General features: G+C 36.7%; 23 protein-coding genes. 10 read left to right on the forward strand and 13 right to left on the reverse strand.

Translation table 11 applies throughout. The annotated features are described in order from the left end of the window. Window positions 1-15 precede the first annotated feature (15 nt). The 5 genes from F968_RS09225 to F968_RS09245 are packed head-to-tail and all read right to left on the reverse strand — an operon-like array spanning window position 16 to window position 4,906. Complete coding sequence (locus F968_RS09225) at window positions 16-963, reverse strand: SphA family protein (protein WP_004792463.1); 948 nt, start codon at window positions 961-963, stop codon at window positions 16-18. Between the two features lie 53 nt (window positions 964-1,016). Further along, window positions 1,017-1,547, reverse strand: a complete 531-nt coding sequence (locus F968_RS09230; protein WP_004792464.1) for a flavin reductase family protein — start codon at window positions 1,545-1,547, stop codon at window positions 1,017-1,019. A 28-nt stretch (window positions 1,548-1,575) separates the two neighbouring features. Beyond that, the gene (locus F968_RS09235; RefSeq protein ID WP_004792466.1) at window positions 1,576-2,814 is read right to left on the reverse strand and encodes a styrene monooxygenase/indole monooxygenase family protein; all 1,239 of its coding nucleotides are present in this window, start codon (window positions 2,812-2,814) and stop codon (window positions 1,576-1,578) included. A gap of 43 nt (window positions 2,815-2,857) precedes the next feature. Further along, the gene (locus F968_RS09240) at window positions 2,858-3,643 is read right to left on the reverse strand and encodes an SDR family oxidoreductase (RefSeq protein ID WP_004792468.1); all 786 of its coding nucleotides are present in this window, start codon (window positions 3,641-3,643) and stop codon (window positions 2,858-2,860) included. Between the two features lie 12 nt (window positions 3,644-3,655). Then, complete coding sequence (locus F968_RS09245) at window positions 3,656-4,906, reverse strand: dienelactone hydrolase family protein (protein ID WP_004792470.1); 1,251 nt, start codon at window positions 4,904-4,906, stop codon at window positions 3,656-3,658. A 368-nt stretch (window positions 4,907-5,274) separates the two neighbouring features. On the opposite strand from F968_RS09245, the gene F968_RS09250 reads away from it, so the two are divergent. Both F968_RS09250 and F968_RS09255 read left to right on the forward strand, forming a co-directional pair. Beyond that, window positions 5,275-6,486 carry an OprD family outer membrane porin gene (locus F968_RS09250; protein WP_228128918.1) on the forward strand — a complete coding sequence of 404 codons (1,212 nt, stop codon included), beginning with the start codon at window positions 5,275-5,277 and terminating at the stop codon, window positions 6,484-6,486. 16 nt (window positions 6,487-6,502) lie between these two features. Continuing rightward, window positions 6,503-7,846 carry an MFS transporter gene (locus F968_RS09255; protein WP_004792472.1) on the forward strand — a complete coding sequence of 448 codons (1,344 nt, stop codon included), beginning with the start codon at window positions 6,503-6,505 and terminating at the stop codon, window positions 7,844-7,846. A gap of 67 nt (window positions 7,847-7,913) precedes the next feature. On the opposite strand, the gene F968_RS09260 is transcribed toward F968_RS09255, so the two are convergent. The 3 genes from F968_RS09260 to F968_RS09270 form a co-directional block, all read right to left on the reverse strand. Continuing rightward, window positions 7,914-8,900: an AraC family transcriptional regulator gene (locus F968_RS09260; protein ID WP_004792475.1), complete on the reverse strand. Its 987-nt coding sequence runs from the start codon at window positions 8,898-8,900 to the stop codon at window positions 7,914-7,916. A gap of 326 nt (window positions 8,901-9,226) precedes the next feature. Beyond that, the gene (locus F968_RS09265; protein ID WP_004792476.1) at window positions 9,227-10,012 is read right to left on the reverse strand and encodes a 3-hydroxybutyrate dehydrogenase; all 786 of its coding nucleotides are present in this window, start codon (window positions 10,010-10,012) and stop codon (window positions 9,227-9,229) included. 33 nt (window positions 10,013-10,045) lie between these two features. Beyond that, a complete protein-coding gene (locus F968_RS09270) occupies window positions 10,046-11,467 on the reverse strand; it encodes a GntP family permease (protein ID WP_004792479.1) in 1,422 nt (473 codons plus the stop codon). A gap of 548 nt (window positions 11,468-12,015) precedes the next feature. On the opposite strand from F968_RS09270, the gene bla reads away from it, so the two are divergent. Then, complete coding sequence (gene bla, locus F968_RS09275; RefSeq protein WP_004792480.1) at window positions 12,016-12,870, forward strand: putative subclass B3 metallo-beta-lactamase; 855 nt, start codon at window positions 12,016-12,018, stop codon at window positions 12,868-12,870. A gap of 136 nt (window positions 12,871-13,006) precedes the next feature. On the opposite strand, the gene F968_RS09280 is transcribed toward bla, so the two are convergent. Continuing rightward, on the reverse strand, window positions 13,007-13,450 hold the full coding sequence (locus tag F968_RS09280; RefSeq protein WP_051075359.1) for a BLUF domain-containing protein: 444 nt from the start codon (window positions 13,448-13,450) through the stop codon (window positions 13,007-13,009). A 230-nt stretch (window positions 13,451-13,680) separates the two neighbouring features. On the opposite strand from F968_RS09280, the gene F968_RS09285 reads away from it, so the two are divergent. Next, window positions 13,681-13,944 (forward strand): hypothetical protein, encoded by a 264-nt coding sequence (locus F968_RS09285; RefSeq protein ID WP_004792482.1) that lies wholly within the window; start codon window positions 13,681-13,683, stop codon window positions 13,942-13,944. A gap of 176 nt (window positions 13,945-14,120) precedes the next feature. Here F968_RS09285 and F968_RS09290 read toward each other — a convergent pair whose 3' ends face one another. From F968_RS09290 to F968_RS09300, 3 genes are all read right to left on the reverse strand, one after another. Continuing rightward, window positions 14,121-14,459, reverse strand: coding sequence for a hypothetical protein (locus tag F968_RS09290; protein WP_004792483.1), 339 nt, complete (start codon window positions 14,457-14,459; stop codon window positions 14,121-14,123). Window positions 14,460-14,910: 451 nt separating this feature from the next. Beyond that, a complete protein-coding gene (locus F968_RS20825; protein WP_004792485.1) occupies window positions 14,911-15,312 on the reverse strand; it encodes a J517_1871 family lipoprotein in 402 nt (133 codons plus the stop codon). A gap of 86 nt (window positions 15,313-15,398) precedes the next feature. Then, window positions 15,399-16,226 (reverse strand): RsiV family protein, encoded by an 828-nt coding sequence (locus tag F968_RS09300; protein WP_004792486.1) that lies wholly within the window; start codon window positions 16,224-16,226, stop codon window positions 15,399-15,401. A 188-nt stretch (window positions 16,227-16,414) separates the two neighbouring features. Between F968_RS09300 and F968_RS20450 the strand changes: the two genes are divergently transcribed. The 6 genes from F968_RS20450 (at window position 16,415) to F968_RS09330 (ending at window position 22,157) form a co-directional block, all read left to right on the forward strand. Beyond that, the gene (locus F968_RS20450) at window positions 16,415-16,804 is read left to right on the forward strand and encodes a hypothetical protein (protein WP_004792487.1); all 390 of its coding nucleotides are present in this window, start codon (window positions 16,415-16,417) and stop codon (window positions 16,802-16,804) included. Between the two features lie 116 nt (window positions 16,805-16,920). After that, the gene (locus tag F968_RS09310; protein ID WP_004792488.1) at window positions 16,921-17,802 is read left to right on the forward strand and encodes a LysR family transcriptional regulator; all 882 of its coding nucleotides are present in this window, start codon (window positions 16,921-16,923) and stop codon (window positions 17,800-17,802) included. A gap of 244 nt (window positions 17,803-18,046) precedes the next feature. Continuing rightward, window positions 18,047-18,751, forward strand: a complete 705-nt coding sequence (locus F968_RS09315; protein WP_004792489.1) for a CoA transferase subunit A — start codon at window positions 18,047-18,049, stop codon at window positions 18,749-18,751. Between the two features lies 1 nt (window position 18,752). Further along, the gene (locus F968_RS09320; RefSeq protein WP_004792490.1) at window positions 18,753-19,394 is read left to right on the forward strand and encodes a 3-oxoacid CoA-transferase subunit B; all 642 of its coding nucleotides are present in this window, start codon (window positions 18,753-18,755) and stop codon (window positions 19,392-19,394) included. Between the two features lie 115 nt (window positions 19,395-19,509). Then, complete coding sequence (locus F968_RS09325) at window positions 19,510-20,919, forward strand: short-chain fatty acid transporter (protein WP_004792492.1); 1,410 nt, start codon at window positions 19,510-19,512, stop codon at window positions 20,917-20,919. A 65-nt stretch (window positions 20,920-20,984) separates the two neighbouring features. Continuing rightward, window positions 20,985-22,157, forward strand: a complete 1,173-nt coding sequence (locus tag F968_RS09330; protein ID WP_004792493.1) for a thiolase family protein — start codon at window positions 20,985-20,987, stop codon at window positions 22,155-22,157. A 50-nt stretch (window positions 22,158-22,207) separates the two neighbouring features. Here the strand turns inward: F968_RS09330 and F968_RS09335 are convergent, their stop codons facing one another. Continuing rightward, window positions 22,208-23,101 (reverse strand): LysR family transcriptional regulator, encoded by an 894-nt coding sequence (locus tag F968_RS09335; RefSeq protein ID WP_003651675.1) that lies wholly within the window; start codon window positions 23,099-23,101, stop codon window positions 22,208-22,210. Between the last annotated feature and the right edge of the window lie 121 nt (window positions 23,102-23,222).

The following is a 23,222-nucleotide window of genomic DNA, read 5'->3' on the forward strand; positions in this document are numbered from 1 at the left end:
GGCTTTTTTTATAATTTAAAAATGATGGACATAACGAACTTGTAGTCGTGTTCCCTCTGGGCGGTTTTCAGCATCTTGCTCAAAATATGCATTTGCAACTAAGTGATCATTTTTAGAAAAACTGTACATCGCACCAGGACCAATTGCCCAAACTTGTTCACGTCGACCTTTGACTTTTTCACCATCAACTTCGGTGTCCGTGATTTGTTTTAGCCAATAACCATTTAGTCCTAAGCGGAACTGTTCGGTAATAGCATAGTCTGTTGCAAAGTTTGCATGAATTGCTTGACCAGCTTGCATATCATTTGCTCCAGCAAATGCATAGCTTGGGTCATCATTTTTAAAGTTATAGAGGTAATGGATACGCGTTGAAGCTGTCCATTTTGGATTAAACCAATATGTTGCAGCCCAATAAGGGTCAAATGAAACAGCGTTATTACCTGGATTAATATCTTTTTGTTTATCGTATTCGCCAGTAGGTAAATTCACCTGAAACTCAAAACGATGTACAAACTTCGGCCCTTGTGTACCCATGATTGGATCGAACTGAATAAAAGGTCCTATCATAATGTCCCCAAAGCCGCTTTGGGCCTTAATTGCAGCATTATTCAAGCCATCATCCATGTCCATTTTGCTGACAAAAGGAATTAAAAAATTCATGCCTAGACTGGCTTTATCTTTTACTCGGACATTCGATAAATAACTAATCTGTTCAACCAATACTTGATAATTTAAATCTGTTTTAGGCAAACCTAATTTTTGTCCATTGGCATCGACCAGTTTATTGCTATCGTAATTTTGAAAGTAGGTTTGAGCATACCAGCCGGGCCCTGCGGGTAAGCCGCCATCGAGAAAGCTGGTCATACCTAAGTTTACGGTCGGTAAATCATAGGCATGTGTAACCAATGGCAAACCCAACAATGTCCCTGCTAAAAAGCCATGTTTAATTAAAGTGCTTTTCATCTTCTTATTTCCTATAAAAAAATCACGACCGGATTGATCGTGATTATGGTGAATTAATGTGCTAATTCTGGATGCTCTGCGGCAATCCGATACTTTCCTGCGTGGAATACCAATGGTTCACCTTGGCGTTGTTGGTATTGTTCAATTTGACCAATAAAAATCAGGTGATCTCCACCCTCATACTGATTTACATTTCGGCAAACTAAGGTTGCGAGTGCATCGGATAAAATTGGAACGCCAGCATTGCATTGCTGATGGGCAATGCCTGCAAATTTATCGTCAGCACCTCGAGCGAAATGCCCAGAAAGCTGATGATGCTCTTGCGCCAACATATGAATGGCAAAATATTCAGCTTCTACAAAATCAGACAAACTTGGAGCTGTTTTTGAAAGGCTCCACAAAATTAATGGTGGATCTAAAGACAGTGAAGAAAATGAATTGGCTGTCATGCCTATTTTCCGGCCATCTTTACCACGAGTTGTAATCACGGTAACGCCAGTTGCAAACTGTCCAAGCAAATTACGAATTTCTCTTGGGTTTTCAGCATTAATCGCTTGTAAAGCTAAAGTTTCAATTGTGTCCATTTTTAATTCTCCCTTTGCTGTTTTGCCCTTAAGCCACTTTTGCTGCGGTTTTTGAGGCCAAGAATGCTTGAGCTTCATCTGCATCAAACCACCAAGGGGCAAAAGCGCGCGGGTCATCAAAGTTATTGGCCATAATAGAAGCAATGCTTTGGTTTTGGCTTGCGGCTGCTAGTAGTTCAACGACATGAGGCTCTGGTGGTAATAACAAGCTATTGGTCCAAGCCACGACTTTTTCTGCATAAGCCCAATAACGTTCAAAAGTTTGAACCATCCATTGTTCGCTAAAGTTTTGATTATCATTGGCTAAAATGGCATCGAAATAGATTTTGCTACACTTAGCAGCGTTGTTTGAGCCTTGACCAGTAATCGGGTCATTCACCACTAAGGCATCTGCCATACCAAAAATCTTCTTGCCAGAGGGTAAGGTTAAAACGGGTTTGCGTACGGTCGGCGGGAAACGTCCTGCTAAATATCCACCAGCATCGGTTAACTCAACATTTGCGCAGCGTTCATATTCCCAAGGTACAAATTTCTTGAGTAAGTCCAAACTACATTGCAGATGCTGTTCAGGTGTTTTCACATCTTGCCAACAGTCCATTGGCCCATTTGGAATACCTTCAAAGACCATAATGTCGCAAGGCCCATTCACGGTAAGTGCTGGAAATGAAAAGTACTCGCCCACTTCTGGAATAATATTAAAAGTCACACGAGAGTATGGGGAAATTGGCTTCATGTTTTTGACATAGGTCAATGCCAAAGCGCGCTGAGGTTTATCAAAAACACTGCGTGCATCATCACGCTCAAACTGTTTAACAACTTCACCTTTACCAGCCGCGAGTAAGACAAGTTCGTAGTCGTTTGCGAGTTGTTCTAACTCTTCTATACCAACATCCTGAATCACCAATCGACCGCCACGGCGTTCAAATTCTTCCATCCAATATGGCATTTTGACGCGTTGATCGACTGATTGAGCGTAGCGCTCAAGACGAGCACTCCATTCAAATGCTTTACCGCCATTTTCAGGGTTAACTAAAGCTAGCCCAATGCCTTCTACTGCTGGACATTGTTCTTCCCAGAAATTTAGTCCCAAGTCACGTTCAGTTTGTAAAGCGGTATGAAACATACACTGGCTTGACATGACTTTACCTTGACGGATTTCGTTGGCAGTTCGATTGGTGATCATGGTCACGTCATAACCTGTATCTAATAACCCCAAACCAAGCTGTAAACCAGACTGTCCTGCTCCAACAATTGCAATACGGCGCATAATATTCTCCATAGTTTTCTAAATGTGCTTTTAAAACGCTGTGCTATTCGGCTAAGCGTGGAATAGCAGGCTGTGATCCTTCAGGGCCCATCACTGAATAGCCACCGTCGACTGCGTAATCTGCTCCGGTGACAAAGCTCGCAGCAGGTGACAATAAAAACAAAACAACATTGGCGACTTCTTCGGGATGGCCCAATCGGCCTAGCAAGTGGTAATCGGCTGCCACGCTATTGGCCTTTTCACGGTTATTACCACTGACTTCTGCAATGACACGAGACCATGTCCAACCCGGTGAAACGGAGTTGACGCGAATACCATCGGCAGCAAAATCCATTGCCATGCTTTGTGTGAGTTGACGTATCGCGGCTTTAGAAACTGGATATAACCAGCGCCCTGTTTGTGCCACTTTGGCCGAGATTGAAGTAAAATTAACGATTGAACCTTGCTGCTTTTTTAGGTCAGTGTATAAAGCACGGCTCAGCTCAACGGTAGAGACCAAATTAAGATCGAGTGCTTGTAACCAGTCCTGACGTGAAGATTTAAAACCATCATCTAAGTAGGTACATGCCAAATTCACCAAGTAACTCACTTCACCTAAATGTTGGTGAATATCTACCACAGCTTGTTGAATAGCCGCATCGCTGGTTAAATCGGTTTGAATAAACATCACATCATGGTTAAAGCTTTCTGCAATCGCCTTGCCTTTGGCATCAATATCTAAAATAGCAACATGAGCACCCGCACTCACCAAAGCTTGTACAACAGCTTTACCAATGAGTGTTGCTCCGCCGCTCACCACAGCGACTTTTCCTTTTAAATCTATATTCATTGCAGATCCTCCTTAATTGACTGGCTTGCCTTTACTACTTGACCAAGATGGCATCAACGTATTTGAAGGAAGGTCTTCATCAAGAAGTTTTCGTGCTGTCTCGACACCTGCAACGGGTAAGCCTGTTGGGTCTAATAAACCAATTTGAACGAGCACCGACGCTTGGTCCCAGTAAATATGCTCATGGCACAGCTTTGAACCTCTAAACTGAATTACACCTAACATTGGAATTTCGACATATTTACCGGTTGGTTTTACACCAGGTAATAACCAGTCAATTTCAGCGTCGTGGGTAAAGCTCATAATGAATTCGTCAACCACTTGCGTTGAGCCAACCGTACGAGAGATCGAAGTGATCTTCATATCTTTCGGGTTTTGATGAACAAAGTGATATTGATAAAAACGGGCAAGCTGGCTTTGGCCTACACCGCCAGTTAAGGTTGGAATATGGTTGACATAAGGTTCAGCAACCATCGTTGCCATGGTAGCTGGCACGTCACGCGTATCGAACTCATGACGAATATGCTCTTCCCATAGCGCGACTAGGTCATATTTCGGTCCAATCGTGTCATGTAGAGCTGTTACTGTACGCTCGTGGGCAAAACGTGCTGAAGGTTTGTGGTAATGGTTGCTTTTTGGTCGTGCAAAGGCATGATCAACACCTTCATATACATAGGCTTGTATATTTGAATATTGGTTGGCTGCATCAACAATCGCTTGTCTCGCATCTGGCGGTGTAAATTGGTCCAGTTCTGCAATATGTAAAACCAAGCGCCCTTTTACGTTGGCTAACTCATCTATCGCTTTTTCAATGCCTACACCGTAATACCCAACTGCGCATGCCACTTCCGAAAGTCGACAGCCCGCAAGATACGCAAGCTTTCCACCCAAACAGTAACCCACCACACCGAGGCCTGTAGAGGTGTCACATTCTGGTCGTGTTTTTAAAAAACCTAAGCTATCCTGAATATCTTCAACCCCAAGATTTTCATCATATTGCTGATAAAGCTCGAAAGCTTTTTGAAAATCTTCTGGTGTGTAACCCAGTTCGATATTAGGTGCTACACGCCAAAATAAATCAGGAACTAAAACGGTATAGCCTTCTTCTGCAAGAAATTCTGCTTTTTCTCGCATGGCTGCATTCACCCCAAAGATTTCCTGACAAAGCACCACTCCAGGTCCTTTTCCTGTTTCTGGTGTCGCTAGATATGCACTGAACTGCTTTCCAGATGCTGTTTTAATTTGAACGGTTTGACCAGCCATAGTGTCAACTCCTGACATTGTTATGGCTTTATCTTCTATCCGAATTTTTTTTTAGACTGTCCAAAAGCTGCAAGCACTATCCAATCTCTGCGCAATTATCAAAATTCATCAAACTGGATAAAACACAAAAAAATAAGAAAACTAATAAATTTCATAACTTTAAATTAAAAAATTAAATTAATACTTTTTATCTAATTTGGAAAAAATGGATGAAGATTAGGACTTATTGGATAGTGACGATTGGCTAAAAATAGTTCAATCAAGTCATGTAATTAATTTGATTACATAAAAAAGCCCAGTCATTTTCTAAATTAAGGCATTTATTTATGCATCGACCATGGCCAATTTATGGACAACAAAAAACGTTAATGCTCATCAATATTTTATGTTGTAGTGCATTTTCTACTCAGGCTTATTCAGCGGATGAAGAATGGAAATTTACATCAAAAAATGCATATATAGATAGAAACTATGACAATCCAGATGTAAAAGACACAGGTAGCTGGTCACAATCAGTTTCTCTATTTTACAACTCAAATATGCATGATACGCCGTTAGAAATTGGTGAAACTCCAATTCAAATTGGCGCAAATGCTTCAGCACAATATGCGGTTCGTTTAAGCCAAGATAAACATGTTGCCGATACGGTGTTACCTTTTGATAAAGCCACGCAGTCCCAAGCACCTGATTATCTAAAATATGGCGCGACTTTAAAGTTAGGCTATAACAAGACGCTACTCAGCATTGGTGAATTATGGCTGGATTTACCCGTAACCACAGTAGATGCAAGTCGGCAACTCCTGACGTCTTATTGGGGAGCTAATCTTAAGAGCCAGCTAAACAATAAGCTTTTTGCAGAAATTGGCCGTATTGAAAAAGTATCACCGCGAAATGAAGAAGACTTTCATCGATTTTCTTTTACTTCAAAAGGTGTGACTGGTTACTCCGACGGCCTTAACTATATAGATCTTCGCTATCAATTTACGCCTACGCTGAAGGGTGAATATTACTTTGGAAATATGGAGGATTTATATAACAAACATTATGTGGGAATGGACCATATATGGAAAAATTCTAATTTTTCAGTTAATTCAAAATTCAAATATTTCAATGCCAAAGATAATGGAAATCTTTTTGACATCGATGCACAAAATGTAGGGTTACTAGAAACGCTTAAAGTAAAAAATCATAGCTTTGGTTTGGGTTATCAACAAATTATTGGTGAGTCTGCTTACCCGTTACCAGATGGTTTTTTGCCTGAAACTTATTTCATTAACTGGAACACCACTGGTTTCTTCAAACAAGATGAAAAGTCTTATCACTTCATCTATGGCTATGACTTTAAAGATTATGTGCCTGGTTTAAATACGACTTTTAAATATGTATATGGCGATCACTTTAAGACAGTAGATGGCTTAAAAAATAAAGAAAGTGAAGCAAACGTTATTGTCAATTATGCCCTTCAACAGCCATTCCTCAAAGGTTTAGCTCTTCAGTACATCTTCATCAATTACGACGTTAAGCATGGAAACGATTTCTCTGAAAACCGTTTCTTCGTTAATTACAGCAAAAAATTTTAATGAATAAGGAATACATATGAAAACGATAGATGCAAACACGATTATCAACCGAGAGAAACTGTCTCCACTACAGTGGATGGTTTTTATCCTAGGCTTTTTTGTCTTCTTCTGCGATGGTCTAGACACAGGGATTATTGGTTTTATTGCTCCTGCATTATTAGATGATTGGGGAGTTACCAAGCCTCAACTCGCTCCTGTTTTAAGTGCTGCCTTAGTCGGCATGTCAATTGGTGCAATCATTTCTGGCCCTCTGTCCGATAAGTTTGGGCGTAAAGGTGTCATTGTTTTTACAAGCCTTTTATTTTCAATATTTACGATTTTGTGTGGCTTTGCTAATTCAACTCAAGACTTAATGATTTATCGCTTTATTACAGGTGTTGGTTTAGGCGCAGCCATGCCAAACATCAGTACCATTGTCTCGGAATATATGCCTGTAAAACGTAAAGCATTCCTTACAGGTCTTGCTGGCTGTGGTTTTATGCTCGGTATTTCTTGCGGCGGTGTGCTATCAGCTTATCTATTAGAAAGTTATGGCTGGGCAAAAGTGATTATTATTGGCGGAAGTATTCCCCTAATTTTAGTAGTTGCTTTATTACTTAAATTACCAGAATCAACTCAATACTTAATTACACGCCATCAACAAGACAAAGCTCAGCGTATTTTAGAAAATATTCAAGGCCATTCTTTTCAAGAGCCAGTAAAACTTGTTTTAACTCAATCAGAAACTGCATCAGATGAAAATCCAGTTAAGGTGGTTCTAGGTAAATACCTTTGGGGTTCAAGCATGCTTTGGCTCTGCTGCTTTACCAGTCTATTGGTGTTTTATCTTTTAACAAGCTGGATGCCAACAATTTTAAAAACAGCAGGTTTTAGTACTCAACAGTTTAGTTTAATTGCCGCGATTTTTCCTTTCGGTGGTGTAATTGGCGCAACCATTATGGGATGGTACATGGATAAATTGAATCCAACTACAGTCATTAAATATTCATATCTCATCGCTTTCGGGCTATTCATTGTTGCAGGTCTGGTGAGCTCAAATATTTTCTTATTAGGGCTTACTATTTTCTTAATTGGTGCCTTACTCGCAGGTGCTCAATCTTCATTACTACCACTTGCAGCTATGTTCTATCCAGCAGTGTGCCGCGCGGTTGGCGTTTCATGGATGCATGGTATTGGTCGTATCGGTGCAATTTTAGGTGCTTTCTTTGGCTCGCTCATTTTCACTTTTAACTTAAGCTTAAGCGGTATTTTCTTTATTCTTGCATTGCCAACCTTCATCTCATTTATTGCACTTAGCTTGAAAGTAATTTATGAGAAATCTAAAAACAAACAAGTATTAAAACTTGAAGAAAGTCTATAGACATTAATCGATAAATAAAAAACTGATTTAGTTGCCTAAATCAGTTTTTTAATGGAAAAATTAAATATCAGAAAATTTTGCCTTTGGTCTCGCTTGGATTTTCGCCGAACTCTTCACGATATTCTTGAGAAAAACGACTTAAATGGTTAAAGCCCCAGTCATAGGCAAGCTTTGAAATAGAAACCTTTCTATCTGCTCCTGTGGTGCTCAAGATTTTATAAATTTGTTGAAGGCGATATTTTTTTAAATACGACATTGGACTGGTGCCGTAGTACTGTTGAAATTCGTCATACAATTTTGATTTTGAAACCCCAGCCAGACGTTGCAAATCTTCTGCACAGATTTCTTCGTGCGCATGTTCAATAATAAAATTACGAACCTTACGTATATAAGCTGGCTCATCCTGATGTGAAAGTGACTTTAAGGCTTCAGAGTAGTTGTTTTCTTGAGACAACAATAACGCTTTAATTACAAAATTTTCATAGTCTTCAGATAACATCTGCAAACCATAGAAATTGCTATATTGCGATTTTAACTGTACAAAATTTTGAATATTCTTCCACCATGCACCAATCAATTGCTCCGAGTCCAGATGCATCTCAGGGTTAAAAATAATGGGAGTTTCAATTGGTTTATTGAGTAGATCTGCAAGGACAATTTGCATACTTCGCTCAGGAATAACCACCTGAAATTTTCTGCAATCTTTATCGATAATCAGATCTTGCTGATCGTTATTTGAAACAATAAGGCCTCTATTTTCATCAGATTGATAATGAGCGCCACGAATGTTGAGAGCTTGTTTTCCTTGTATAGGTAAACTAATGCTATACGCCTTTAAATTTGAGATATTAATGGCAACATTTGCACCATAACTAATTGTACCGATTGCCATTTTTTTATTAGGCAAACGCATTCCGTCATAGTGAAAATCGAGAGTGTCTTTGTAAATTGTGTCTAGACGGTGTTCACCACAAATTGTGGACATCAAATTCTGCGCAAATTCAGCTTTGCGAGAATAATGATTGAGTTCCGTCTGTTGGCTGAGTGATATCATATCCTTTTCACCTAGCTAAATAACTTATTGCTTAAAAAGCAACTTGTATGCCAATTAATATCCTTTAATTGACGCATTTTCCTGAAAAATATCGAATCAAGAAAGAGAGTAAAGATTACTTTCTCATACTCTATTAGATTTTAAAAATGGAAATAAGTTAAATACCTTTAAAGTATAATTTCATACTTTAACAAACTTATTTTATTAGATTTTTTATAAACAAATACAGTAGAGATAAATCATTATTTTGAACAGTAGACTATCGTAAATTTCAACAAATAAAAAAACCGCCTATTTAAAATAAGCGGCTTTGTAAAATACTTAAATTATTGGGCAGTATAACCACCATCCATAACCACAGCTTGACCTGTTACTCCACCAGCTTTACCACTTGCAAGGAAAATTGCATAGTCAGCAATTTCTTCAACAGATAGCAAACGCTTTTGAGGAACCATTGCCAAAATTACGTCTTCAAGTGCGCTGTCTAAACTCACATTACGCGTTTTAGCCAAATCTGCAATTTGACCACGAACCAATGGTGTATCTACATAACCTGGACATAAAGCATTTACCGTAATACCGTCACGTGCACATTCTAATGCCGCAACTTTTGTTAGGCCAATCACGCCATGTTTAGCACTGTTATAACCTGCCTTTCCAGCAAAACCAATCAAGCCATTAATTGAGGCCATATTAATAATACGGCCATATTTTTGAGCTTTCATGAGTGGAAAAACGTGTTTAATACCAATAAATGCCCCTGTTAACATGACCTGAACTAACTTTTGAAAAACAGCCGTTGGAAACTCTTCAATTGAAGAAACATGTTGGAAACCAGCATTGTTAATTAAGATATCAACTGTACCAAAGGTCTTTTGAGTCAGCTCAATCGCTTGTTTATAAGCATCTTCATCGGTCACATCACATGGTGCAGATAATGCCTCAAAACCTTGCTCTTTAAGTGAGTTCGCCGTTTCTTGACACTTTTCCGCATTCATATCAGAAATAACAACTTTGGCACCTTCTTGAGCAAATTTCTTAGCAATCTCTAGACCGATACCACTTGCAGAACCTGTAATAAAAGCGACCTTACCGTCTAAAAGTTTTGTCATTTATTTACTCCTTAATACTTATAACGCGCTGATTTAAACAATACCCGTTACGGTAAAAACCGTAATGACCACAAATACCGCTAACGTTTTAATTACCGTGACTGCAAAAATATCTTTATACGATTGTTTATGGGTTAAACCTGTAACAGCGAGTAAAGTAATAACAGCACCATTATGCGGAAGCGTATCCATACCACCCGATGCCATCGCAACGACACGATGCATAACTTCTGGTGGAATACCGGCGGCTAAAATCGCGGCGTTATAATGTTCAGCCATCGCACTTAAAGCGATACTCATACCACCAGAAGCTGAACCGGTAATACCAGCTAAAACGGTTGTGGTCACCGCCCCATTCACTAAAGGATTTGTGAAGGTACTGCTCATTGCATGGCTAATCAGAGCAAAGCCTGGTAATGACGCAATAATTGCCCCGAAACCATACTCAGAAGCTGTATTCATCACTGCTAAAAGTGAGCCGCCAATACTGGCATTAATGCCCTCTTTGAAATTCGTCACTACACGCTGATAATCAAATAAAATTGCAGAAATAATCCCGACAATAAGTGCAAGACCAACCGCCCAGATCGCACCAGTTTTTGCTACATCTACGGTGTAGTCAGCTAAACCAACGGCAGCAAAATCAAAACCATTTGGATACCACTCTTTGATTGCTTTAGACAAATATTTGTTCATTACAGCAACAAGAATAAGCGGTACAAAAGCTAAGAACTGACGCGCCGTACTTCCATTATTTTGCAAGTTCATATCGGCTTCAATTTCTTGAGACGAGGTATTGTCTACTCCAAAGCCAGAATAGCCTTCACCTGCTTTCGCAGCAGCGCGGCGACGCCATTCTAAGTAAGCCAAACCCATGCATAGAACAAAAATTGCACCGATAATTCCTAGAAATGGTGCGGCATAAATATTGGTGCCAAAGAATGTAGTTGGAATTACGTTTTGAATTTGTGGCGTACCCGGCAATGCATCCATGGTAAATGTAAATGCACCAAGCGCAATGGTTCCCGGAATTAAACGTTTTGGAATATTAGCTTGTCTAAATAGTTGGTTGGCAAATGGATAAATCGCAAATACAGCAACAAATAAACTTACACCGCTATAGGTTAAAATTGCACCGAGTAATACAACTGTTAAAATTGCTTTCTTTGCTCCAATCCATCTTACAATCGTTCGTGCGATAGACTCAGCAATTCCTGACATTTCAACGACTTTACCGAAAATTGCCCCGAGTAAAAATACAAGAAAGTAATCTTTAATAAAGTTCACCATTTTGGGCATAAATACACCCGAATAAAACGGTAAAACATTGGCTGGGTTAATGAGTAAAACTGCAAGTAAGGCACAAATTGGTGCCATTAGAATGACTGAAAAACCCTTGTAAGCTGTATACATCAACAGCCCAAGTGAAAGTAGAATTACAAATAATTCCCACATATATTCTTTCTCCCTAAAGAATAAATATTAGGTTCAATAAAATTACCAAAAGATATTTAGGTTATCCCGAACCTAAAATGATAAAAATCACACTATCTATGAGTGGTAATAGGTAAATGAGCTTAAAAATAAAATATCACTAAAATATTTAAAAACAATGTAATTTATTTAATTTTTAAAATAGCAATAAATTACAGTAATTTACGTTGATTGAGTGGTAAAACACAACTATTTTAGAAACCATTATTTTTTAATAAAACTTATTAATTATTGAGTAAATTAAATTAATATCTCTATATTATTTAATAAAGATAATTAAATAATATATTTTTTAAATTAGTTTAATTACATCATTAAATTAACTTAATGAATATTAAGGAGGTTAACTCCTCATTACTAAATACATTCCATCCTTTACATTAACAATTAATCAGAAATTTTTTATACGAATAATTAGATTTTTCATCAATAGATTAGGGTCTAATCATGGCAAAGGCGTTAAAATATAAAACTTTAATTACTGCGATCAACCTACGAGTCCAATTAAGATGAAGAAAAAGATGCTGTTTATAGGAAGTATATTACTGACTTCTCTATCTACCTCAGCTGCACCATTAAAGTTACCCGACAACTGGACTCAAAATACTCAGCCATTCCAAATTACTGAAAATATATACTATGTAGGTACTCACGGTCTTGCAGCTTATTTGTTAGCTTCTGGCCATCAAGCTCTATTGATAGATACGGGCCTTCCAGAAAATACAGAGCAAATAGAGCAGAACATTAAACAATTAGGTTTTAAGTTATCAGATGTAAAAATTATGGTTACAAGCCATGCTCATTGGGACCATGTAGGTGCGCTTGCACGCATTAAACAAGATACTGGTGCTAAATTAATTGCAATGCAGCAGGATGTTCAGGCTTTAGAAATAGAAAAACCTATAGGTGAAAACACCTTCCAAACTATTCCTTTTACTCCAGTTAAAGTTGATAAAGTCATTCACGATGGAGAAGTAGTTAAACTAGGTAAATTTAGACTAAAAGCCACGCTTACGCCAGGTCACACTCCTGGTTGTACAACTTGGTCAACTGAAGTTAAATCTAATGGGGAAAACTTAAATGTAGTTTTCCCTTGCAGTCTCTGCGTAGCTGGCAATGTTTTACAAAATAATCATCAGTATCCAAATATTGTTGAAGATTATCGTAAGAGCTTTGAGCGTTTGAAAAACATGAAGGCAGATATTGTGCTTACTAGCCATCCAGAAGTTGCAGATGTCTTGGGCAATAAGGCGCGTAAAGATGCTGGTCAACCCAATGCATTTATTCAGCCAGAAAAACTTTTTAGTATTGTAAAAGATGCGGAAATGGCGTTTGAAAAATCACTAGTTAGTAGTCATCCATAAATATTAAGTTGTAATATCTATATTTGATTCAAATTTAAAAGCCCTGATTATGTAGGGCTTTTTTAGAAGCTCTAATATAGTCGCCCTTTACTATTTTTCTGTTCGAGTTATATTTAATCAAAAATTATAATATTGATTAAACTTGATATTGATCCACTTTCAAATTAGGTTGATCTACAAGTAATTCAATAAAAGATGGAATTGATGTAGTGTTAAGCAAATACGGATTAAACTCATCAACATGATGATGAAAAAAGAAATCTTTTATTTTCGTATTTATAGGAGCAAATTTCATACTCCAATGTTTAAATAATCGCTGCTCGGATGGTTCCGAAAAGATAATTTCACAGTTCTGATGTCGCGAATCTTTCAAAATTGAATTATAAAATAGTGATTCAACTTGTTCTTTGTCACCCTCTAAGTACTGCAAGAAATACCCATTACCATAGTAAAGCACTCCTGTAATATCATTATAAGAGTTGAATTTGACTGCTTCTGTAAGGATATCAATTAAATCTTGTTTTATTTGATTATGTTCACTATTAGTTTTACTTGCATACATAAAGCCTATTAAACTCATAGCGATAACTCGAAGATAAATGTCAATGGTGCATTCTGACACTTACATACTATCCTTACAATGTGGCCTACTTAAAACCTTGTATTTCAAGAGTAAAGATTATTATCATTTTTGAAAATGACAAACTTTAACAACTCGAAATCTTTTGTAAATTAAAGCCAACTAACAAACTCACTAAAAAGTATTAATTTCAGTAAAATTAAAAATTATCTTTAATTTGTGGATGTCTAATGGAGAACCATGAAATTATTCTTCAAGACGAACATCATAAACAACTTAAGATTGTCAAAGTTCAGGATGTACGTTTTGATGTAAATACGCTTAACAATAGTTATCAATGGTTATGGGTATTTGATCATAGTTCAGAGTTTTTCCCATTTGAGTTGTGGGATCAGCTCGACAATGCAACTGTTCATCAAAAGATAAAGCTAGATAATCAAGTTTTTAAAATTATCAAGATTTTGACAAAGAAAACTAAAGTCAGGCCCTCTTAAGATATAGCTGTATAAATAAAATAGAAGCTTAGGAAATAGGCATTCCTTAAAGTTTTTAAATCACTACTGGCGTAGCAAGCCAATCATATAGAAATTGTTCTTGGCAATGAGTTTGTTAAATTTGTTCAGCTATAAAAAACCACTCATTGAGTGGTTTTTTCAATTAAATTCTGAGACTAAATAGCCTCTATGACAATATATTTTCCTTCATAGAAAACACCATCTGCACTTGTTTCTTTTAATTTGCAATAAATCACAATTGGATGTGTCAGTTTTTTATTTTCTTCACTAGGGACATGAGTAATCCCAGATAAAAAATTTGAATTATCATTTTCTAAACTCCAAGACGTACCTTCATCTTTATGCCATTTATTATTTGGATATTTAGAATCTAACCATTCAATACACTGCTTCATAATTGAGAATTTTTTTGTTCCCTCTTTTTCAATTTTTGATGCTGCACTTACCGAGGCTCCAAACATCAAGAATAAAGCTCCAATTAAAGTTTTCTTCATGAAATTACCCTTTATTATTAATAATTAAAATTTAAGAGCTTAAGATATAAAAAAAACATCCTTAGGTAGATTAGTTTTTAGGAAGAGTTTTGTTAATTTCACTACTGGCAGTTTCATGAAGTTTTAATAAGTTGAAACTTTCATAGTTAGCTAAAATACAAAAAAGAAGAGCAGCTAGCAAAACTAGGGTTATCTTATTCATTTCATTTTACCTTGAGATTTTATTTTTTTAATCCCAAAATGCTACACGAAAATATTATCAAAACCTTAATTGTTAACAATCTACCACAAATTATTACAAAAACTGTTTGGAATAGTTAATTACCTTTTCTAAATCTGGTAATAGTCAAATAACTGATGAATGAACAACAATGACCAGACAGGATTTTTATGCCAACTTTGTTTTTCTCATGGCCATAAAAAACTATTGAGGTTTTATAAAGGTGGTTATCTATAATTCTTTGACACACTTTAATGAAGCTGCCTGTAAGTCATTATCAGCTTTGTAGACCATATTTGAATTAGAGGCACTTAAAATTGTTCTAGCTTCAATCATATCTTTGTTCAGAATTTTAACTTCTAGAGTCATACCATTTTCAATGTAAATCATATTATTTGCATACTTAATTTTGTTGAAGACAACGTGTCCACTCGTATCGTCACAAAGTATGCCATTGCCATCTGCTTCTAATTTTATGGTTGATATGCTTGGGCTGATCGAAATCGTCCATATGCCTGATATTGAAGGTGTTGAAGGCTGCAGTTCGCTAAAATTATTATTAGTCATTTGAGTAGTTGGGCTTACACACCCACTTAATAAAAAAATTAAGCTTAATGCAACTATCTTTTTCATGAAATTATCCATTTTAATTATGAGTAAAATTTAACAGTTCAGAAAATAAAAAACCACCTGAAGGTGGTTTGAGTAATTTATTAATCCTACATTTCAGTTTTTAAAGTAGGCATTGGCGGTAAAAAGTCTGATTTTATCAGTTGATCTGTATCATACAGTTCTAAACTCACAGGACCTGCGGCATATGGAGCCAATTCGTAAAGCTGATAATCAAAAGTAACACCACCCGATTGATTGATATAGAAATTTTCACTTACTTTAAAGTCTTCTTTGCTAATAGAGGGTTCCATATCATTTTCTTGGCACCAATATTCGTACTGTTTCCATAAAGCATCTTTAAGTGCATCCATTTTTCCATTGACTACAATATCTTTTAGCCCAATGCGCTTTTTGCTTTTTAAGTCAAAGATATAATCTTCAAAAGTAGATATACCATGAGCTCCGCCAGAATATTCCGAGCTAACTTTCGAAATTTGAACATATTGACCAAATTGTCCATTAAAGCGATAAACTACACTTTCTGACCAGTTATTAAGCCCCTCAGCTTGGGTTTGATTTAATTGCTTTTGCTTTTCTGATGCAGGAGTAAGTGCATCTGCATAATCTTTACGGATTTCTTTATCAATGACTTGATCAATCCAACCAATATTACTTTTAAGTGCAATTGCTTCTTTAGAAGTACATACAACACCCTCAACATCTGGATTAGGTCCACAAATTTTGGGTTGTTCAAATTTCACAAGAAAACTACTCGCTATCATTGCAGGAATTTGATTTTCTTCTTTTTGAGAGTCTTCATTAGCTTTTATATTGGACGTTTTTTCTGCTTTTTCTACAGGTTTCTCCTCAGCTTTTTTAACACAGCCACTTAATATAAGTGGTATTACGACCAAGCCAAGCATAGTTTTATTCATTAATATTACCCTTACACAATTTCATTTATCTTTTAAATTAAGTTTTAAAGAATTTAAAATTCACAAATATTTTAATTGAATTAATACTGTCTTTATATTGAGATATAGTTTTTTTTGATAAACCGCATTTATGTAATCATAATTATTCAATAGAATACCAATGTAAAATCTTGATAAGAAAACAAAATATGATGTGGATTAAATTTATATTATACCCTTTAGGTATGTTTGTACTGTGGCAAATCATTTTCATCAGCGAACAGCTTTCTTTAGAATTTTTAAATGCACCAGAAATACTTGTAGCTATAATAGCCCTGATCATAAATTGTGGTATGCAAATTTGGATTGGCTATAAAGTTCCTCAATTAGCACCGAAATATAAATTTGTAGCCAGTACTACATACATTATCTTCTTCACTTTTTTAGTAGCAATTTATTCAACAACTATTTTATTAGAAGGCTTAAAAGTTGCCCCTCAAGCAATTTGGCTAGGTTATTTATTTTTTCATGTCGTTGGAATGGCTCTATATTTTGCAAATAATACTGATGAATTCTGCTTGGAAAATTTACTAAAATAATTCAGCACATTGTTCTCTACTTTCTTTTTCATAATTTTTTGTCAAAAAACATCATATTAGACAAATTTTCGTATAAATTACCCTTCTAGGTGAGCTGAGCAATCTAAAGGAATGAAATGACGCTTAAACAATTAAAAGCTTTTTTAGCTCTTGCGCGTACACTTAACTATGCCAATGCATCTTTAGAGCTACATCTAAGCCAGTCTGCTTTAAGTCTCACCATCAAGAGTTTAGAAGAAGAGTTAGGCGGTAAATTGTTTAACCGTAATACACGTCGTGTTGAGCTTACCCAAGAAGGTAAATCCCTCATTCCCTATGCTAAAAAATTACTCGCGAATTGGGATGAAATGGAGAACGATGTCAAACAACGTTTTAAGCTCAATCGTGGAACCTTAAGTATTGCCTCAATGCCCTTTGTGACTCATGCAATTTTACCTGAGGTGATTCATCAATTTTTGGAACTTCATCCCAACCTGAACTTTTCAATTCAAGATATTCCAAATGAGACCATTATAGAAAAAGTACAAGACGGTATTTTTGAACTTGGTATCTGCTTTGAACCTGATCTCACTGAGGGCTTAGAATTCAAGCCACTATTCGAAGAAGATTTCTTAGCTTTATTACCTAAGACTCATTCACTCGCTCAATTACCTTCTATTACATGGCATGAGCTTTGTTCAAATCCATTCGTGACCTTACAAAAACCTTCAATTGTTCGATATTTAGTTGAGCAAAATTGTTTGCGAAATAATATAACGCTCGATTTGAAAGTTGAATGTCATCAAATTTCATCACTTTCAAGTTTTGTGGCTTATGGAATTGGAGTAAGTGCGATTCCAAGGCACTTTGCTAAACACATTGATAAAGAACATAACGTATTGATTGAATTAAAGGATGAATCTATTCATAAGACTGTAGGAATTGTTTATAAAAAGAACTTTGAAATTTCAAATATTTCAACTCAATTTATTGAGGCTTTGGTTCAATATAAATTTTAAAAATTAAAGACTGTATTTTTAGGACGAACTAAGCACAAGGCTAAGTTAAATTTTTAATTATCATATTTTTCAATATTTTAATCTGATTTATTAAAGGTTTAAACGTTATATACGTCTAATTTTTTGTTGTTAATTTGATAGCATTCATTGAATATACTCATTAATCCTTTAAAAAAATTAACTTCTATAACACGAATTGAGATGCTAAAACTAAGATTACTAAGGGATATAGGATAACAATAGAATGAATAAAGTTTATGCCAATGCAGAGGCAGCACTGAAAGACGTTATAGCAGATAATCAAACACTTGCCGTTGGCGGTTTTGGTTTATGCGGAATTCCTGAAAAACTGATTGTTGCAGTTAAGCAAAGTGGTGTGACTGGTCTTACTTGTATTTCGAATAACGCAGGTGTAGATGATTTTGGTTTAGGTATTTTGCTTCAAACCAAACAAATCAAAAAAATGATTTCTTCTTATGTTGGTGAAAACAAAGAATTTGAGCGCCAATATTTAAATGGTGAACTTGATGTAGAACTTACACCACAAGGTACTTTAGCTGAAAAGTTACGTGCTGGCGGTGCAGGAATTCCAGCATTTTATACTCAGACTGGCGTCGGTACACTCATTGCTGAAGGTAAAGAAGAACGTACTTTTCATGGCAAAAACTACATTTTAGAAGAATCTTTAACAGCAGATGTTGCTCTTGTTAAAGCCTATAAAGCAGATAAAGCGGGGAATTTAGTATTCCGTAAAACTGCTCAAAATTTTAATCCTGAATGTGCGATGGCTGGAAAAATTACAATCGCAGAAGTTGAACAGGTTGTTGAAATTGGTGAATTGGATCCGGATGAAATTCATTTAGCTGGTATTTATGTAAACCGTATTGTACTGAATGCATCACCTGAAAAACGCATTGAGCATAAAACTTTAAGCACGGAGGCAGTATAAAATGGCTTGGTCACGTAATGAAATGGCACAACGTGCTGCAAAAGAACTTGAAGACGGTTTTTATGTCAATTTAGGTATTGGCTTACCTACTCTAGTTGCCAACTATATTCCTGAAAATATTAATGTTTGGCTTCAATCTGAAAACGGTTTATTAGGTATTGGCGAGTTTCCAACTGAAGAAACGGTTGATGCTGATTTGATTAATGCGGGTAAACAAACAGTTACTGCTCGCCCTGGCGCTGCTTTTTTCTCAAGCTCAGAATCTTTTGCCATGATCCGTGGTGGCCATGTAAACATTGCCATTTTAGGTGCAATGGAAGTTTCTGAAAATGGTGACTTGGCTAACTGGATGATTCCAGGTAAGAAAGTCAAAGGTATGGGTGGTGCAATGGACTTGGTTGTTGGTGTTCAAAAAGTTGTTGTGCTTATGGAACATTGTGCAAAAGATGGTACGCCAAAAATTGTGAAAAACTGTAGTTTGCCTTTAACAGGTAAAGGTGTGGTTCATCGCGTAATTACTGACCTAGGTGTAATGGACATTACTCCACAAGGTGTTGAGCTGATTGAACTTGCTAAAGATGTCACGCTTGAACAAATTCAAGCTGTTACAGGCGTCGAATTTTACAAAACCTTAGTCGCATAAATTTTAATTTTTAGTAAGAAATATAAGACTTAAGTTAGAAAGTGAGCTTAAGTCTTAACCCTTTTAAGCACCGGATGTGCTGTTTATAAATAAGAACTAGAAGGATTTTTCAGCTATGGAAAAACAGCAAGGAATTTTTGAAAGATTTGCTCTTCGGATTAGTGACTGGTCTGAAAAATGGTTTCCTGATTCATATATTTTTGCATTACTCGGCGTCATTATCGTGTCAGTTGCCGCTTTAGGTATTGGTGCGCCAATTCACGATGTCGCGACTTCTTTCGGGAATGGTTTCTGGAGTCTTATTCCCTTTACCCTGCAAATGACGATGCTCATTATTGTGGGTTATGTCGTTTCTGTATCTAAGCCCGTAAAGTTTCTGATTCAAAAAATGGCGCGTATTCCAAATTCTGGACGTGGTGCTATTGTTTTGGTAGCAACGGTTAGTTTGTTAATTTCACTGGTCAATTGGGCTGTAAGCACGATTCTTACTGCACTTTTAGTGATTGCATTAGCAAAACGTAAAGAGCTGAATATGGATTACCGTGCAGCGGCAGCGGCGGCAATTATTGGTATGGGAGCAACGTGGGCTCTTGGAATCAGTTCTTCGGCAGCACAACTTCAGGCAAATAAAACCAGTTTACCTGAGTCAATTTATAACCTGACAGGTGTTATTCCATTTACCGAAACGATTTTCCTTTGGCAATCAATTGCGATGACCATTATTTTGGTGATTGTTTCAATTGCGATCGCGTATTGGTCAGCTCCAAAAGGTAATAATGTTAAAACGATTGATAGTTTTGACGTTCAATTTGAAGAAGACAAAACACATGAGGAGAAATCAACGCGTCCGGGTGACTGGTTAGAAAACTCGCCGATTTTAACGATTATTGTGGTTGCTTTAGGCTTAATCTGGATGTTTTTTGAATTTTCAAAAAGTAATCCAATCATCGCTATTTCAAGCTTAAACACATACAACTTTGTTTTCTTAATGCTTGGTCTAGCGTTGCATGGAACACCAAGAAACTTTTTAAATGCTGTTGCAAAAGCAGTTCCAGCCGTATCAGGAATCTTGATTCAGTTTCCACTTTACGGAAGCATCGCCTTTATTATGACGCAAGCTTTAAACAGCCAAGATTTATCGCTTTCGCACTATGTTGCTGAATTTTTCGTTTCAATTGCTTCAAAAGAAACCTTCGCAATTGTGATGGGAATTTACTCTGCCATCCTTGGGTTCTTTGTACCTTCAGGTGGTGGAAAATGGATTATCGAAGCCCCATATGTCATGCAAGCAGCAAATGATTTAAAAGTTCATTTAGGCTGGTCTGTACAAATTTATAATGCAGCTGAAGCTTTACCAAATTTGATCAATCCATTCTTTATGCTTCCAATGTTAGGTATTTTAAAATTAAAAGCAAAAGATGTGATTGGTTTTACAGTCACTCAGCTCGTTGTGCATTTTCCGTTAGTTTTATTTTTATTGTGGTTCTTTGGAAGAACGCTTAGCTACACCCCACCCACTTTTTAATTTACTGGAGCCTTTGGTTTCGGCTAAAGGCAAATTTAGCAAATACATCAATAAGAGATATTCAGATGAGTTCAATTGTTATAGTTTCAGGTAGCCGTACTGCAATGGGCGGTTTTCAAGGCAGCCTATCCGCTTTAACCGCACCAGAACTTGGCGCTGCTGTAATTCGCGAATCTATTCAACGTGCAGGTGTTGCACCAGACCAAGTAGATGAAGTTATTTTTGGTTGCGTATTGAGTGCAGGCATAGGTCAAGGCCCTGCTCGTCAGGCGATGCGTAAAGCTGGTGTACCAGATCATGTGGGTGCAGTCACCATTAATAAACTGTGTGGTTCTGCTATGAAAGCGGTGTTAATGGCTTCAGATACATTAAAAGCTGGTAGTGCCAATATTATTGTTGCAGGTGGTATGGAATCTATGACCAATGCGCCTTATATTTTGCCGAAAGCTCGCGGTGGTTACCGTATGGGTCACGGTGAAATTAAAGACCATATGTTTTTAGATGGTCTTGAAGATGCAGAAACAGGCCGCTTAATGGGTTCTTTTGCTCAAGACATGGCAAACACCAAAGGTTTTACACGTGAGCAAATGGATAACTTTGCGATTTCTTCTTTGAAAAAAGCGCAAACTGCCATTACCGAAGGTTATTTCAAAGAAGAAATTGTTCCTGTTGAAGTCAAAACACGTAAAGGTGTTGAAGTTATCGATCAAGATGAACAACCATTAAAAGCCAATCTTGAGAAGATCCCAACATTACGCCCAGCTTTTAGTAAAGATGGGACAATTACAGCTGCAAACTCAAGCTCAATTTCTGACGGTGCTGCTGCGTTAGTACTTACGACTGAAGAATATGCTCAAAGCCATGACTTAAATACTTTGGCAAAAATTGTTGCAACTTCAACTCATTCGCAGCATCCAAGCGAGTTTACCATTGCCCCGATTAGTGCGATTCAAAAAGTACTTGAGCGTGCTGGTTGGTCAGTTGACGAAGTAGATGCTTGGGAAATTAATGAAGCATTTGCCATGGTGGCAATGGCCCCAATTCATGAGTTAGGTATCGATGAAGCAAAAGTCAACGTACATGGTGGTGCTTGTGCTTTAGGCCATCCTATTGGCGCAACAGGCTCAAGAATTATTCTTTCTCTTATCTATGCTTTAAAACGACTAGGTAAAAAGAAAGGTGTTGCCGCATTATGTATTGGTGGTGGTGAAGCTACAGCTGTCGCAATTGAAATCTAAAAATCAAACCACGCAGAAGGTGTAAGCGTTTTTCTTACACCTTCTTTTTTTTAGACTTTAAAAAGTTCATAACAGGTTTGTCGGAACCATTTATGACTACTTTTATGATGGCACGACATATGCCAATGTTGTTTAACATCATAAGTTGGGAAGTCTAGAGGCGCCGGTAAAATCTGTAAATTTTCTCTCACCAATAAGACTTGACTTAAATAATACGGTACCGTTGCAATCGCATCTGTTTCTTGTACCACTAATCCCACGCCTAAATAACTTGGTAATCGAATTAAAATATTTCGATCCAATCCTTTGTTCTGTAATTCATTTTTAATATGATAATGGCCAATTCCTGCATCAATATCAATATGATATTCGCGCATATAATCATCTAAAGTGAAATTATTTGGGTCTAAACGAGGATGGCTTTTAGAGCTAATCACCACATAATGCTGTTTAAAAAACTTTTGTTGGTAAAAGCCTTCTTCTAATTGGGGTAAAAAACCAATTGCGAGGTCAATTTCACCATTTGCCATTTGGTAGCTGGTTTCTGGCGTAATCGGCCTAATATTTAAGCGAATTAAAGGCGCTTTTTCTTTCAAATAGTTGGTTAATTGCGGTAATAAAACCAGATGAGAGACATCTGTCATGGCAATTGTAAAAAGCTGATCTGAAGTTAGCGGATCAAAGTTCACACTAAAGTTATTAATGCTTTCAACTTTATCAATCACTTCACTAATGAGCGGAAAGATTTCTTTAGCCAATTCGGTTGGAATCATTTCATTTCCAACACGAATAAAAAGTGGATCATTAAAATGTTGACGGATTTTGTTAAGTCCATTACTAACACTCGGTTGTGTAAGGCCAATAGCATCGGCAGCCATTGAAACGCTTTTAAACCGATAAATATGATAAAAAATATTTAGTAATCTACTATCTAGATCAAACAAAATTGTCTCCGTCTGGATCAAATAATCCATTCAAAAGGAATGAAATCAAGTACAGCATATATAGAAATGCCCACTAAATTTCTGAATTATTGATATATGGTCTAAATTAACAAAGAATCTA

The organism is Acinetobacter sp. NIPH 817 (genome assembly GCF_000368405.1).
Lineage (GTDB): Bacteria > Pseudomonadota > Gammaproteobacteria > Pseudomonadales > Moraxellaceae > Acinetobacter.